This window comes from Rhizobacter sp. P3_B12 (assembly GCF_056402895.1).
This window is the reverse complement of the sequence record NZ_JBFUGN010000061.1, coordinates 1-14,465: the sequence shown is the minus strand read 5'-3', so window position 1 is coordinate 14,465 and position 14,465 is coordinate 1. Positions and strand designations below refer to the sequence as shown.

General features: G+C 66.3%; 14 protein-coding genes. All 14 read left to right on the top strand.

From position 1 onward, the window contains the following. Window positions 1-969, top strand: a 969-nt coding sequence (locus AC1D01_RS05910; protein WP_477865141.1) for a glycoside hydrolase family 18 protein, incomplete at its 5' end; no start/stop codon positions are given. Between the two features lie 161 nt (window positions 970-1,130). After that, entirely contained in the window at window positions 1,131-1,349 is a 219-nt protein-coding gene (locus AC1D01_RS05905; protein WP_047503889.1) for a TOBE domain-containing protein, read from the top strand. Window positions 1,350-1,373: 24 nt separating this feature from the next. Next, window positions 1,374-1,976, top strand: a complete 603-nt coding sequence (locus tag AC1D01_RS05900) for an RBBP9/YdeN family alpha/beta hydrolase (protein WP_477865140.1) — start codon at window positions 1,374-1,376, stop codon at window positions 1,974-1,976. A gap of 45 nt (window positions 1,977-2,021) precedes the next feature. Then, window positions 2,022-2,663: a peroxiredoxin gene (locus AC1D01_RS05895; RefSeq protein ID WP_477865139.1), complete on the top strand. Its 642-nt coding sequence runs from the start codon at window positions 2,022-2,024 to the stop codon at window positions 2,661-2,663. 162 nt (window positions 2,664-2,825) lie between these two features. Beyond that, complete coding sequence (locus tag AC1D01_RS05890) at window positions 2,826-4,349, top strand: acyl--CoA ligase (protein WP_477865138.1); 1,524 nt, start codon at window positions 2,826-2,828, stop codon at window positions 4,347-4,349. 178 nt (window positions 4,350-4,527) lie between these two features. Beyond that, the gene (locus AC1D01_RS05885; RefSeq protein WP_477865142.1) at window positions 4,528-5,493 is read left to right on the top strand and encodes a Bug family tripartite tricarboxylate transporter substrate binding protein; all 966 of its coding nucleotides are present in this window, start codon (window positions 4,528-4,530) and stop codon (window positions 5,491-5,493) included. Between the two features lie 32 nt (window positions 5,494-5,525). After that, window positions 5,526-6,023 carry a tripartite tricarboxylate transporter TctB family protein gene (locus tag AC1D01_RS05880; protein ID WP_477865137.1) on the top strand — a complete coding sequence of 166 codons (498 nt, stop codon included), beginning with the start codon at window positions 5,526-5,528 and terminating at the stop codon, window positions 6,021-6,023. A 58-nt stretch (window positions 6,024-6,081) separates the two neighbouring features. After that, window positions 6,082-7,620, top strand: coding sequence for a tripartite tricarboxylate transporter permease (locus tag AC1D01_RS05875; protein ID WP_477865136.1), 1,539 nt, complete (start codon window positions 6,082-6,084; stop codon window positions 7,618-7,620). Window positions 7,621-7,630: 10 nt separating this feature from the next. Then, complete coding sequence (locus AC1D01_RS05870; RefSeq protein WP_477865135.1) at window positions 7,631-8,638, top strand: 2-dehydropantoate 2-reductase; 1,008 nt, start codon at window positions 7,631-7,633, stop codon at window positions 8,636-8,638. Between the two features lie 155 nt (window positions 8,639-8,793). Then, window positions 8,794-11,175 carry an RHS repeat domain-containing protein gene (locus tag AC1D01_RS05865; protein ID WP_477865134.1) on the top strand — a complete coding sequence of 794 codons (2,382 nt, stop codon included), beginning with the start codon at window positions 8,794-8,796 and terminating at the stop codon, window positions 11,173-11,175. Between the two features lie 14 nt (window positions 11,176-11,189). Continuing rightward, window positions 11,190-11,690, top strand: coding sequence for a tetratricopeptide repeat protein (locus AC1D01_RS05860; protein WP_477865133.1), 501 nt, complete (start codon window positions 11,190-11,192; stop codon window positions 11,688-11,690). Window positions 11,691-11,860: 170 nt separating this feature from the next. Continuing rightward, a complete protein-coding gene (locus AC1D01_RS05855) occupies window positions 11,861-12,163 on the top strand; it encodes a DUF2845 domain-containing protein (protein WP_477865132.1) in 303 nt (100 codons plus the stop codon). Between the two features lie 10 nt (window positions 12,164-12,173). Continuing rightward, window positions 12,174-12,704 (top strand): cupin domain-containing protein, encoded by a 531-nt coding sequence (locus AC1D01_RS05850; protein WP_477865131.1) that lies wholly within the window; start codon window positions 12,174-12,176, stop codon window positions 12,702-12,704. 90 nt (window positions 12,705-12,794) lie between these two features. After that, window positions 12,795-14,306: a hypothetical protein gene (locus tag AC1D01_RS05845; RefSeq protein WP_477865130.1), complete on the top strand. Its 1,512-nt coding sequence runs from the start codon at window positions 12,795-12,797 to the stop codon at window positions 14,304-14,306. The last annotated feature ends 159 nt before the right edge of the window (window positions 14,307-14,465 follow it).

Genomic DNA, 14,465 nt, shown 5'->3' with positions numbered 1-14,465 from the left:
ACCTACACGCACGTGATGGCCTCGTTCGCCGACCCCAACTTCTCGTGGGCCGGCATCGCGACCAACAGCTTCTCGGGCACCGGCATCAACTTCAATGCCACCCCGCGTGACATCAAGGCCGCGATCGACGTGCTGCACAAGCGCAACCAGAAGATCATCCTGGCCGTGGGTGGCGCGACCTACAACAACTGGGGTCCGATCGCGGCGGAAGGCGCGGCCGGCGGCGGCCCGATCATCAACGCGCTGGCCAAGATCCAGACCGAGATGGGCTTCGACGGCCTGGACGTCGACTACGAGGTCGACGGCGACGTGGACCGCTACGCCAACGCCATCAAGGCGCTGCGCCGTGCGGTCGACCTGGCTGGCGGCGGCCGCGTGCTGACGCTGGCCGGCTGGTCGAGCGGCGCCGATTGCACCTCGGGCACGACGGCCGACTCGCGCTGCGCCGGCAAGCTGTCGTTCTGGGGCGGCAACGCCGGCCGCGAACGCGGCGTGGTGCTGAAGTACCCGGCGACGGCCGCGATGCTCGACCTCGTCAACGTGATGAGCTACGACGCCCGCTACGAGCACTTCGACGGCGTGGTCGCGTACAACCAGTACCGCAGCCTCTACCCGTCGAAGACCATCGTGTCGATCGGCTTCGAGCCGGCGCCGGAAGGCTGGGCGGGCGGCCAGCTGGTCATCAACGACAGCGACGCGCAGTGCGAAGGCTCGCGCAACCTGCAGGACCAGTACGGCGCCACGCTGAACCTGCCGTACTCGGTGCAGCGCTACACGGCGGCGGTGCTGAACAGCACGGCGTCGAACCGCAACCCGCGTGACGGCGCGATGCTGTGGGCCATCATCAAGCCGGCCAGCGGCTCGTGCGGCAGCGCCGCACTGGCGGCCCCCGGCACGGTGGGCCAGAAGGTCGGCAACAGCTTCGGCCTGCCGGTCGACCCGCTGCTGCAGTCCGCCGACTGGAAGTAAGTAAAGCGTTCTGTCAGACCGAGCGCCTTCTCCCTGCGGGGAGGAGGCGCTTTTTTTCGTCCGCCAAATTCGCTATCCGCATGACCTGATCCGGTTTCATTCGTTGCGACGGCCGGGCCGCGTGCCCATCATCGACGCTCACTCTCACCCCGAGGTCACTCATGAGCATCACCGCCATCAACGTGCGCAACCAGTTCCGCGGCAAGGTCAAGGAAATCATCGAAGGACCGGTCGTGTCCGAGATCGACGTCGAGACGCCGTCCGGCCTGATCGTCACGTCGGTCATCACGACGCGTTCGGTGAAGGAGCTGAAGCTCGCGGTCGGCAAGGACGTGATCGCGCTGGTCAAGTCCACCGAGGTGTCGATCGCGACGCTCTGACCGCCCGCTGAAGGAGACCCCGCGATGGCATTCCACGGCAGCCCGGTGCGCGTGCTGGTGATCCCCGGCCTGCGCGGCAGTGGTCCGGCGCATTGGCAGAGCTGGCTGCAAAGCCACTTCCGACGCGCGCTGCGCGTCGAGCAGGACGACTGGGACACCGCCGACCTCGAGACCTGGGCCACCCGCATCGGCGAGACGATCGCCGCCGAGCCGCTCGGGCCGTGGGTCGCGGTGGCGCACAGCTTCGGCTGCCTGGCGCTCGCGCACCACGTGCTGTCGACCTGCGGTCGCACCGCCCACGGCGTGCGCGGCGCGCTGCTGGTGGCGCCGGCCGACCCGGGCCGCTTCGCGCTCGACGATCGGCCGCTGCGCCAGCGCCTGCGCCTGCCGGCCACGCTGCTCGCGAGCGACACCGATCCGTGGATGAGCGCGTCGAGAGCAGAATCGTTCGCCCAGGCCTGGGGCAGCGGCTTCGTGAACCTCGGCGACGCCGGCCACATCAATGCCGAGGCGGGCTTCGGCCCGTTGCCGGCGGCGAAGAAGCTGACCGAGTTCCTGATCCACCGTGTCGAGCAATCGCGCCGGCCGGAGCGCGCCGCGCTGCACGAGTTCTCGTTCGCCGTCTAGGCGGACCCAACTTCGCAGCCTTCCACCCATCACCAGGAGACCACCATGAGCTTGCGACTGGGCGACATCGCCCCCGACTTCGAACAGCAATCCTCCGACGGCCCGATCAGCTTCCACAAGTGGCTGGGCGACAGCTGGGGCGTGCTGTTCTCGCACCCCGCAGATTTCACGCCGGTGTGCACCACCGAGCTCGGCCTGACCGCCAAGCTGAAGGACGAGTTCACGAAGCGCAACGTGAAGGCCATCGCGCTGAGCGTCGACCCGGTCGATTCGCACACGAAGTGGATCCAGGACATCAACACGACGCAGAAGACGCGGGTCAACTTTCCGATCCTGGCCGACGCCGACCGCAAGGTGGCCGAGCTGTACGACCTGATCCACCCGAACGCGAGCACCACGGCCACCGTGCGCTCGCTGTTCGTGATCGACCCGGCCAAGAAGATCCGCCTGACGATCACCTACCCGGCCAGCACCGGCCGCAACTTCGACGAGATCCTGCGCGTGATCGATTCGCTGCAGCTGACCGATTCGCACAGCGTCGCGACGCCGGGCAACTGGAAGGACGGCGACGATGTCGTGATCGTGCCGTCGCTGCAGGATCCCGAGCTGATCAAGAAGAAGTTCCCGAAGGGCTACACGGCGGTGACGCCGTACCTGCGGCTGACGCCGCAGCCGAACAAGCCTTGATTTCCTGACACGCCCGGGCCTGGCGACGATCGGGGATCCCCCGGTTCTTGCCAGTCGCCGGGTTCGTGCGGCACACTCGCCCCCGACAACAAGTAGAAACACACCACGTTGGGGGGCGTGCGTCGTCGACGCGCGGCCTCGTTCCCATCTAGCGAGGCACCGATGTCCCACAGCTTGAAGGATCTGCTTGCCACCGGCGTCGACGATGACGTTGCCATCTCCGCCCCCGACCGGCCGCCCCTGCGGTACCGCGAACTGCGCCGGCTGATCGCCGAGACGCTCGCCCGGCTCAACGGCCTGGGCATCGCCCGCAACGACCGCGTGGCGATCGTGCTGAACAACGGCCCCGAGATGGCGACCTGCTTCGTCGCCTGCGCCTGCGGCGTGACCAGCGCACCGCTCAACCCGGCCTACCGCGCCGACGAGTTCGAGTTCTACCTGTCCGACCTGAACGCGAAGGCGCTGGTCGTCGAGCGCGGCAGCGCCTCGCCGGCGATCGACGTGGCCTCCAGGCTCGGGGTGCGCGTGATCGACCTGGTGGTGCATGAAGGCGCAAGCGCCGGCAGCTTCGTGCTGGAGCCGCGCGACGGCGCCATCGCGGCATCGGCCGCCGAACCCGCGTGGGCCGAGCCCGACGACGTCTCGATGGTGCTGCACACCTCCGGCACCACCTCGCGCCCGAAGATCGTGCCGCTGTCGCAGCGCAACCTGTGCGCCTCGGCCACCAACATCCGCGGCACGCTCGCGTTCACCCCCGCCGACCGCGGGCTGAACATCATGCCGCTGTTCCACATCCACGGCCTGATCGCCGGCGTGCTCGCGCCGCTGTCGGCCGGCTCGCAGGTGTTCTGCACGCCGGGCTTCAATGCGCTGAAGTTCTTCGGCTGGATGGATGAGGCGAAGCCCACCTGGTACACGGCGGTTCCGACCATGCACCAGGCCATCCTGTCGCGCGCCGGCAAGAACGCCGACGTGATCCAGCGCCATCCGCTGCGCTTCCTGCGCTCGTCGTCGTCGTCGATGCCGCCGCAGGTGATCCGCGAGCTCGAGGAGGTGTTCGGCGCGCCGCTGATCGAGGCCTACGGCATGACCGAGGCGACGCACCAGATGGCGTCGAACCCGCTGCCGCCGAAGGCGCGCAAGCCCGGCGCGGTGGGTCTCGCGGCCGGCCCCGAGGTGGCCATCATGGCCGAGGACGGCAATCTGCTGCCGGCCGGCGGCATCGGCGAGATCGTGATCCGCGGCGCCAACGTGACGCGCGGCTACGAGAACAACCCGAAGGCCAATGCCGAGGGCTTCACGAACGGCTGGTTCCGCACCGGCGACCAGGGCACGATGGACACCGACGGCTACATCAGCCTGACCGGGCGGCTCAAGGAGATCATCAACCGCGGCGGCGAGAAGGTCAGCCCGCGCGAGGTCGACGAGATCCTGATGGACCACCCGGCCGTCGCCCAGGTGGTGTGCTTCGGCATGCCGCACCCGAAGCTCGGCGAGGAGGTCGCCGCGGTCGTCGTGCTGCGCGAGGGCCAGCCGGCCACCGAGCGCGAGCTGCAGGCCTTCGTCAGCACGCGGGCCGCCGACTACAAGGTGCCGAAGAAGATCCTCTTCATGGACGAGATCCCGAAGGGCGCCACCGGCAAGCTGCAGCGCATCGGCCTCGCGCAAAAGCTCGGCCTCGGCTGATACCGTTTTCTTCCCGGGCGAACCCTGCCGGTCGCCCGCGGTCGGCGTCCGTGAGGGCGTTGGCGGCCGCACCCACAAGAACGACACCGATGGACCCCGGGGGCGATTCCCCCCAGTGTGACAACCACAAGGAGCGATCTTGAAGTACCAGCAGTTCAAGCAGTGGGCGGCGGCCGCGATGGCGCTGTGGGCGATGGGCGCGGGCGGGGCGGCACAGGCCTGGGAGCCCGCCAAGCCGGTGGAGTTCGTCGTGCCGGCCGGCACCGGCGGCGGCGCCGACCAGATGGCCCGCTTCATCCAGGGCGTGGTCGCGAAGAACAACCTGATGAAGCAGCCGATCATCGTCGTCAACAAGGCGGGCGGCGCCGGCGCCGAGGGCTTCCTCGACGTGAAGGGCGCGAAGGGCGATGCGCACAAGATCGTCATCACGCTGTCGAACCTGTACACGACGCCGCTCGCGACCGGCGTGCCGTTCAACTGGCGCGACCTGACGCCGGTGGCGATGCTCGCGCAGGACGAGTTCGTGCTGTGGATCAACGCCGAGTCGCCGTACAAGACCGCGAAGGAGTACATCGACGCGATCAAGGCGCAGCCGGCCAACAGCTTCAAGATGGGCGGCACCGGCTCGAAGCAGGAAGACCAGATCATCACCGCGATGCTCGAGAAGGCAGTCGGTAAAAAGCTCACCTACATCCCGTACAAGGGCGGCGGCGACGTCGCGGTGCAGCTGGTGGGCAAGCACGTCGACTCGACGGTCAACAACCCGATCGAGGCCGAATCGCACTGGCGCGCCGGCAAGCTGCGCGCTCTGTGCGTGATGGACAAGGACAAGCTGCCGTACACCGCCAAGCTGACGCCGACGCAGAGCTGGAACGACATCCCCACCTGCGCCTCGGCCGGCGTGCCGGTCGACTACCTGATGCTGCGCGGCATCTTCATGCCGCCAGGCGCGACGCCGGAGCAGGTGGCGTTCTACGTCGAGCTGTTCAAGAAGGTGCGCGCGCTGCCGGAGTGGAAGGACTTCATGGACAAGGGTGCGTTCAAGCAGACCTTCATGAGCGGGCAGGAGTACGTCGACTGGCTCGGGAAGAACGAGCAGATGCACCGCGARCTGATGAAGCAGGCCGGTTTTCTGGCTCAGTAGACCCAAGGCCCCACCCCACAACGAGGTGATGCATGAGCGAACCTGATTCCGCAACGGTTGGCAAGCGGTGGCCGGAGGTCGGCATGGCCGGCGTGCTGGCCGCGATCGCGCTGGTGGTGATCGTCGACAGCCTGCGCGTGGGCATCGGCTGGGCCGACGACGGCCCGCGCGCCGGCTACTTCCCGTTCTACATCGGGCTGCTGCTGCTCGCGGCGGCGGGCAGCATCCTGTTCGGCGAGTTCCGCCGCCGCAAGCAGCCCGACCCGGTGTTCGCCGAGCACGCGCAACTGCGCATGGTGGTCGCGGTGCTGCTGCCGATGGTGGCGTACGTCGCGCTGATCTGGGGGCTCGGCATCTACCTCGCATCGACGCTGCTGATCGGCTACTTCATGCGCCGCCACGGGCATTACCGCTGGCCGCTCACCGCGGCGGTGTCGGTCGGCGTGCCGCTGCTGCTGTTCGCGGTGTTCGAGAAGTGGTTCCTGGTGCCGCTGCCGAAGGGGCCGATCGARCACCTGTTCGGTCTCTAGCCCAGGCTGCAGAAGTTCCTCCGCCCGCGCACACAAGAACCCACAGGGAGAGAAGCGCATGGAAGAAGTCACCAACCTGATGCACGGCTTCGGCGTGGCCCTCACGCTGCCCAACCTCGGCTTCATGCTGATCGGCCTCACGCTGGGCGTGCTGATCGGCGTGCTGCCGGGGCTGGGCGGCGCCAATGGCGTCGCGATCCTGCTGCCGCTCACGTTCTCGATGAACCCCACGTCGGCGATCATCATGCTGTCGTGCATCTACTGGGGGGCGCTGTTCGGCGGGGCGATCACGTCGATCCTGTTCAACATCCCCGGCGAGCCGTGGTCGGTCGCCACCACCTTCGACGGCTACCCGATGGCGCAGCAGGGCCGCGCGGCGCAGGCGCTGACGGCGGCATTCACCTCGTCGTTCGTCGGCGCGCTGTTCGCGGTGGTGCTGATCACCTTCCTCGCGCCGCTGCTCGCGAAGTTCGCGCTGAAGTTCGGCCCGCCGGAGTTCTTCGCGGTGCAGCTGCTCACCTTCTGCAGCTTCGTCGGCACCAGCAAGGAGCCGGCGGCCAAGACCATCGCGTCGATGATGCTCGGCTTCGCGCTCGCCGCGGTCGGCATGGACAGCGTGACCGGCCAGCTGCGCATGACCTTCGGCGTGCCCGAGCTGCTGAAGGGCTTCGACTTCCTGATCGCGGTGATCGGGCTGTTCGGCATCGGCGAGATCCTGCTGACGATGGAGGAGGGCCTGGCCTTCAAGGGCAAGAGCGCGAAGATCAACTTCAAGGTGGTGTGGGAGACCTGGGGCGAGCTCGCGCGGCACTGGAAGACCTTCCTGCGCTCGACCGCGATCGGCTGCTGGATGGGCATCACGCCGGGCGGCGCGACGCCGGCCTCGTTCATGAGCTACGGCATGGCGCGCCGCATGTCCGACGACCCGCAGAGCTTCGGCAAGGGGCAGATCCAGGGCGTGATCGCGCCCGAGACCGCGGCGCACGCGGCCGGCACCTCGGCGCTGCTGCCGATGCTGACGCTGGGCATCCCCGGCTCGCCGACCGCGGCCGTGCTRCTGGGCGGCCTGCTGATCTGGGGGCTGCAGCCGGGGCCGATGCTGTTCATCGAGCAGAAGGATTTCGTCTGGGGGCTGATCGCGTCGATGTACCTCGGCAACCTGGTCGGGCTGATCGTGGTGCTGACGACGGTGCCGTGGTGGGCGGCGATCCTGCGCATCCCGTTCTCGGTGATCGCGCCGGTGATCATCGTGATCTGCGCGATCGGCGCGTACACGGTGCACAGCGCGATGTTCGACGTGGTGATGATGCTGGTGTTCGGCGTCGTCGGCTACGTCTTCAAGAAGCTGCGCTACCCGCTGGCGCCGATGGTGCTCGCGCTGGTGCTGGGCGACATGGCCGAGGCGAGCTTCCGGCAGTCGATGCTCGCGTCTCAGGGCAAACTCTCGATCTTCTGGTCGAACCCGCTGGTGGGCGGCATCACGGCGCTGGCGCTGGTGATCCTGCTGTGGCCGGCGGTGCAGCGGGTGCGGACGCTGGCGCGCGAGAGGGCCTTGGCGCGCGAGCGCGCGGCCGCACCGGCCGGAGACCATCCTTGAAAGGACAGCCTTGAAATTCGCGATCGTCGGCGCCGGTGCCATCGGCGGCTACCTGGGGGCCCGGCTGGCACTGGCCGGCGAAGAGGTCACCTTCATCGCCCGCAACCGCAACCTGGCGGCCATCAACGCGAACGGCTTCAGGCTGATCGAGGAAGACGGCCGCGAGCAGGTCGCGCGCAACCTGCGGGCGGTGCAGCGCATGGCCGAGGCCGGCCCGCAGGATGTGGTGCTGCTGACGCTGAAGGCGCACCAGGTGAAGGACGTGCTGCCCGAGTTGCGCGAGCTGTTCGGCCCGCACACGCTGGTGGTCACGATGATCAACGGGCTGCCGTGGTGGTACTTCCACAAGCTGGCCGGGCCGTATGAAGGGCGCTCGCTCGAGAGCGTCGACCCCGGCGGCGTGATCGGCGCGCACATCGAGGCCGAGCGCGTGATCGGCGGCATCGTCTACCCGGCCTCGGAGCTGGTCGAGCCGGGCGTGGTGCGGGTGGTCGAGGGCAACCGCTTCACGCTGGGCGAGCTCGACGGCTCGCGCAGCGAGCGCATCGAGGCGCTGTCGCAGGCGATGATGCGCGCCGGCTTCAAGTCGCCGGTGTCCAAGGACATCCGCGGCGAGATCTGGGTCAAGCTGTGGGGCAACCTGAGCTTCAACCCGATCAGCGCGCTGACGCATGCGACGCTGCAGGACATCTGCCGCTTCCCGGCGACGCGCCAGCTCGCGGCGCGGATGATGACCGAGGCCCAGGCGATCGGCGAGAAGCTGGGCGTGGAGTTCAAGATCTCGCTGGACAAGCGCATCGGCGGCGCCGAGGCGGTGGGCGCGCACAAGACCTCGATGCTGCAGGACGTGGAGCACGGCCGCGCGCTGGAGCTGCAGGCGCTGGTGGGCTCGGTGGTCGAGCTCGCGCAGATCACGCAGACACCGGCGCCGAACATCGAGGCGGTGTATGCGGTGGCGGGTCTGCTGGCGCAGACGCTGGCGCAACAGGCGGGCAAACTCGCGGTTTCGCCGGCATAGCTGAACCCTGCCCACCTGCCATCTGTTTTTCCGATGCCGGTATCTGTCACAGCACAGACCCTGGTCATTCGTACACTCCACGTCACAAAGAAAAGTCAGCGAGACTGCGCGCCCGTTCGTGCAGCGACCGATTGACGAAAGACAGGGAGGATTCCATGCAAAGCACACAAGGCATTTCGCATGCGCGTCGACGTGCAGGTGCGCGTTCCGGTTTTCAGTGGACGGCGTTGATCGGCATGGTCGCCCTGTTCATCGCTGCGGCAGCGCATGCGCAGGGACTACCACCGCCTCCCGTCTCGCCGACGCCGGTGACGACCTATGAATACGATGCTCAGGGCAATCGCACCAAGATCACCCGAGGCGCCGGCACGTTGAACCTGGAGACCAGGTTCAGCTACGACCCGTTGTACCGGGTGAAGGACCACACCGATCCGAAGAGCGGCAAGACGAGTTTCGAGTACGACGGCGGGGATCGAACCACGAAGGTCACCGACCCGCGCAACCTCGTCACGCAGTACCCGCGCGACGGCTTCGGCAACGCGACGCAGCTGATCAGCCCCGACACCGGTCGTGCCAGCCACACGTTCAACGAGATCGGCAACCCTCTCACCCGCACCGACAGCCGCGGCGTGCTGACGAGCTATTCCTACGATGCAGCCGATCGGCCGACGGGTGCTGTGTCCACGCTCAGCGGCCAGCCGAGCGAATCGGTGACCTGGACCTACAGCCAGACCGGTCCCGGCTTCGCGTACGGCATCGGCCGCCTGACCAGTACCGCCCACCCGGCGGGCTCGAGCCAGTACCGCTACGAGGGGCGCGGGCGGGTCGTCAGCGACACGCAGCGCGTGCTGGAAGCCACTGGGGCGAACACGGCGCAGCTCACCCACGTGGTGGCCTACGGCTACACGCTCGGTGACCTGAGCAGCACCACCTATCCGTCCGGCCGGGTCGCCTCGCTGACGCTGTTGCGCGGGCGGGTACAGGCGGTCAGCCTGGCCAAGGATGCAAGCAGCACCGCGGTGGCGCTGATCACCGGCGTACGCTGGGAACCGTTCGAGTGGGCGGTGAGTAGCTGGCAGTGGAACACCGCCGGCGGTCCGCTGCCGCACGAGCGCTTTTATGACCTGAGCGGGCGCATCACGCGCTACCGGCTTGGCCCTGCGTACCGCGACGTGCGGTATGACGAAGCAAGCCGCATCACGAGTTTCACGCATCTGCTGCCCGACGGCACGCCGCAGCCGGCGCTCGACCAAGCCTTCACGCACGACGAGAACGACCGGCTCACCGGCATCACGACGGCCACGTCGAGCTGGTCGATCTCCTACGATCCCAGCGGCAACCGCGCAAGCCTGAGCTTGAACGGCGACCTGAGCGCGTACAACGTGGAGGCGACCAGCAACCGGCTCACGAGCATCACGAACCCGGCACGCAGCCTCGGCTACGACAACGCCGGGAACACGATCAGCGAYAGCGCCGGCTACACCGCCACCTACAACCTGCGGGGGCAGCTCGCGACGATCACCAAGGGCGGCGTGACGACGACCTACACCTACAACGCCTTCGGGCAGCGGGTGCGCAAGGTCAGCAGCACCGGGCCGGCGAGCACGGTCATCTTCGTGTACGACCAGGCAGGGCACCTGCTCGGCGAGTACGACCAGAACGGTGCCGCGATCCGCGAGTACGTGTGGTTGCGCGACACGCCGATCGCGATGTTCATGCCCGATCCGGCGAACCCGAGTGGCGAGCCGCTCGTGTACTACATCCACACCGACCACCTGAACACACCGCGGCTTGTGGTCGACAAGAACAATGTCAGCCGTTGGCGGTGGTTCGCCGAGCCCTTCGGCACGACCGCGCCGGAAGTCACCCCGAACGGGCTGGGCAGCTTCACCTTCAACCTGCGCTTCCCGGGGCAGTATGCGGATTCTGAATCCGGGTTGTTCTACAACTATTTCCGCTACTACTCGCCAGACGGAGGAGCCTACCGACAGAGCGACCCCATAGGGCTCAATGGGGGCATCAACACATACGGCTACGCTGGTGCGAGTCCCACGCGATACGTCGACCCTCAGGGCCTGTTCTGGGACGAAGGCGGTGCATTTCTGGCCATCCCTGCAGCGCTGGGGACTGCGGCAGTGATCGCGACGGCACCGGCTTGGGCGGTGCCCGCCGTCGTCGGGACAGCGTTGGCCGGTGYGAGTGCGGGAATCTACTTGATCTTCAACAGCGGTCCGCAAGAACCATCTGGCCCCGCGTCGCTACCTGGATCGAATGCAACGCCGCTGGCTGCTCCAGCCCCCGGCACAGCCGCAAACGCTCCTGCACCGAATTGCCCGCCAGATGATGACTGCCCCAGACTTATCACTGAAGCCCGAGCATGGTGTGTTGCCGCGAGAAGGGATCCCAAGTACGACCCTCTTGTGACTGGACGAAGCTTGGAAGCGTGTATTCTCGGACGCATACCGGAACGATGCGGAGGGAATAATCCGCTTGACCCTGGCAACTTTCCTTCTCCGAAGAAAAGGAAATACTTTTGAGCACCGAGCCCCTGGTGGATTCCACCGAGAAGAAGCTTCGACGTGCCATGTTGATGCTTGGAAATGGTCGTGCAGAAGAAGCCAAGGCAATTGTGGCGGACGTCTTGGCAGACCACCCTGAGAGCGCCTTGGCATATCGAACCAAAGCGATGCTTCAAGTGCATGACTCAGACTTCAATGGTGCAGAGGAATCTCTCTTGCAAGCCATTCAACAGTCGCCCGCTCCGGATCACAGCTGCTACTGTGAATTGGGTGAGGTCCTGATTCAACTCGGTCGCTCCCAGCAAGCAATCGACAAGCTGACAACGGCGATTGATCTCATGAATTCCTGCGGTGACTCATGGGAGTTGTCAACAGCAAGCTTTGCCCGTGCCTTTGCGTACTTCAAGCTTGGCGAGTTCGAGAGAGCCATCGATGATCTGCGTCTCGCAGAAGACGGCATTCTTTATTACGGGGGAGAACTCTGGAACAAGTCCCGAATACTTCAGGAAATCAGTGCCATGAGAAGCCGGTGAAGGCAAGAAGCAACGAAGAGAAGCTGATGCGGTACGCCGCCGTCTTCGAGAGTTGGCCAAGACCTCGATCAAGTCCTCTGGGCCACGACATAATCTCTCGACACCCGACTGACCTGTGGAGCCCCATGGACAAGCACCTTATTCCTGTCGCCTTGGCTTCGATATTCTTGTTGGCGGCCACTGCGACGCCAGCTTCCGCCCAATCGCTGCGCTGCAGTTCCGCCATCATCGGCATCGGCGAGCCGCGTTCCGGTGTGCTGCAGAAATGCGGCGAGCCGGTCAGCCGCGATTCGTTCTGCAAACCGGTCGACCCGCAGTCGGTCGCTGCCAGCGCGCCCGGCACCGCCGTCGTGCTGCCGTGCGAGAAGATCGACGAGTGGACCTACAACCCCGGCTACGGGCAGTTCATCACGACGCTGCGGCTGGAAGCCGGCAAGGTCACCGCGGTGAGCTACGGCGACCGGGTCAAGTAGGCGTCGGGCGATGAGTTCCCCGGCGGCTGACAAGCCCACCTCGGTCAACGCCGACGGCATCTTCGAGCCGTTCCCGATCAGCCGCGTGCCGGTCGAGGAGTTCCTGCGCGGCGAGCGCTTCGGCATGCGCTACCGGCACCTCAGCTCGTTCGGCGGCGGCACGCAGGTGAGCGTCTCCATGGAGGAGCTGCCGCCGGGCCGCCAGGCCAACCAGGCGCACTACCACCTGCTCGAGGAAGAGCACCTCTACCTGATCGAGGGCAGCCTCACGCTGACGCTGGGTGACAAGACCTATGTGATGACGGCCGGCGATTACGTGTGCTTTCCGGCCGGCCAGAAGGCGGGCCACGCGATCTTCAACCACACCGAGGCGCCGTGTCGCTACCTGGTGCTGGGCACCTCGAACCCGCATGACGTGGCGGTGCACACCGAGACCGGCCGCGTCGCCGTCAGGCTGATGGGCGAGGGCTACCGGCGCTCGTCGGTGATGGGCTACTGGGACGAGGTCGACGTCGACCGCAAGGCGGACGGTCCGCGCTGACAGGCGCGCCTCGACGACGCTGTCAGCAGCAATCCTCCTTGCGGTTGAGCTGCTATCGTGTGTCGCTTCAAGACAAGAAGTGAGCCGAGCATGAGGGATGGAGGAATTCGCCGCGCCGCGTTGGCGTTGTGCGTCGCGGCATTGGCAGCCTGCGGTGGGGGCGGCGGAGGCGGATCGGAGTCGACAGACGCCTCCACATCGCGCACAACGGCCGAGATCCGCAGCGAGGCCGGGGATCCTATCGGCGATGGCAAATCGTTCAGCTACACGCTGCACAACGCCTTGATCACTGTCTACAACAGCTTTGGCACCTTGTCGTTCAAGGTCGTCCATGACAACGGCGAATGGCGAGGCAGCTTCGCATTGCCCGACGTCCTGGCTCAGCCCACCGAGGGAATGCGCCTGAGCGGAACGGTCTTGCATGACACCCCCACGGACTACCTTCTTTGTCTCGGCACCCCGGCCACTGCGGTGGTGACGCGCGTCGTGAAGGTGCCTGGCACGTCGACCATCACGGAATTGGGCCTTCAGGTCGATCAGCAATGCGCAGGGGCCACCGGCGGATTGCATGCCCGTATCAATTGGGTGTTTGCCGACAAGACGTTGCCACCGGGCCCCGCTACCACGCCACCAACTGGCCTGTGGGATGCCGCCGCAACCAGCGTGCCGGCGCAAGGCAACTACATCTACGTGGAGAGCCAAGCGGGCGAAAGCGTCTTGCAAGGGAAGTCGCTGACTTTCACCTCGCTCGACAGCATCTTCCGCATTCAGACCCAGAGGCCCGACGATGCCGTGAAGATCCGCATCTACAACGGGACCGACATCTGGGACGCCAATTTTCGACCGATGATCGGCCTCGGCAGGATTCAACCGGGCTACTACAAGAACCTCGTCCTCTACTACGACAACAACGAGCTTCTCAACGGTGCGTTTTCCTTCAATAACTTCGGGAACTCGCTCCGGTGCCCGGCCTTCAACGACTGGTACATGGTGGACCGTATCGATTGGGACCCAAGCGGTCGACTGACGGCACTGGATCTGCGATTCGAGCAGCATTGCGGCTCTCAGCAGGCCGCCTTGCGAGGCAAGATCCACTGGTCCATCGAGGACACTGTGCGGCCGCCCGGTCCTGTCGGCGCACCCGCCGATCTTTGGCGTCCCGCCGAGGGCAGAACCCCGTCAAGCGGCAGCTTTCTGTACGTCGAAGGACCGACCAATGCCGTCCCCGGGGGAGCGGTGACGTACACACCGCAAAGCACGACATTCAAGATCGCGGATGCAGGACATGAATCAGGGGTGATCGCGGTGCAGATCGACGGCCCGACCGGCAGTGCCGCAACCTTCAGCGCCATGCAGTTCCAGAGCCACTTTGCAGCGGGCTACTACCCACAGGCCCTGTCGCCAGCGACGCCGACACGTGGTGCGGTGACTTGGTCGGCCCCCGGCATCGGCTGCGGAAGCAATGTGCCCGGATGGTTCGTCGTCGACAGAGTGTCGTACGACGACAGCGACATCCTGACCGCTTTTGACGCCCGCTTCGAAACGACTTGCTTTTCGGGTGCCGTGCTGCACGGCCAACTCCATTGGGATCTGGCTCCCTGAGCCACGATGGGCGACGCCTCGCCATGGACTTCGCCGTCTTCTTCCGCAACATGAACCTCGGGCGGACGAACTGCCCGACGAAGCTGCAGCTGGAAGCCGCTTTCCTGGACGCGGGGGCCGAATCCGCTGCCTCGCTGTTGACCAATGGCACGCTGGTCT

What these genes read in the sequence shown, in the direction of transcription:
- AC1D01_RS05845 (WP_477865130.1), top strand. Translation starts at nt 12,795, where the DNA reads ATGAGGGATGGAGGAATTCGCCGCGCCGCGTTGGCGTTGTGCGTCGCG.
- AC1D01_RS05900 (WP_477865140.1), top strand. Translation starts at nt 1,374, where the DNA reads ATGGCATTCCACGGCAGCCCGGTGCGCGTGCTGGTGATCCCCGGCCTG.
- AC1D01_RS05850 (WP_477865131.1), top strand. Translation starts at nt 12,174, where the DNA reads ATGAGTTCCCCGGCGGCTGACAAGCCCACCTCGGTCAACGCCGACGGC.
- AC1D01_RS05895 (WP_477865139.1), top strand. Translation starts at nt 2,022, where the DNA reads ATGAGCTTGCGACTGGGCGACATCGCCCCCGACTTCGAACAGCAATCC.
- AC1D01_RS05890 (WP_477865138.1), top strand. Translation starts at nt 2,826, where the DNA reads ATGTCCCACAGCTTGAAGGATCTGCTTGCCACCGGCGTCGACGATGAC.
- AC1D01_RS05905 (WP_047503889.1), top strand. Translation starts at nt 1,131, where the DNA reads ATGAGCATCACCGCCATCAACGTGCGCAACCAGTTCCGCGGCAAGGTC.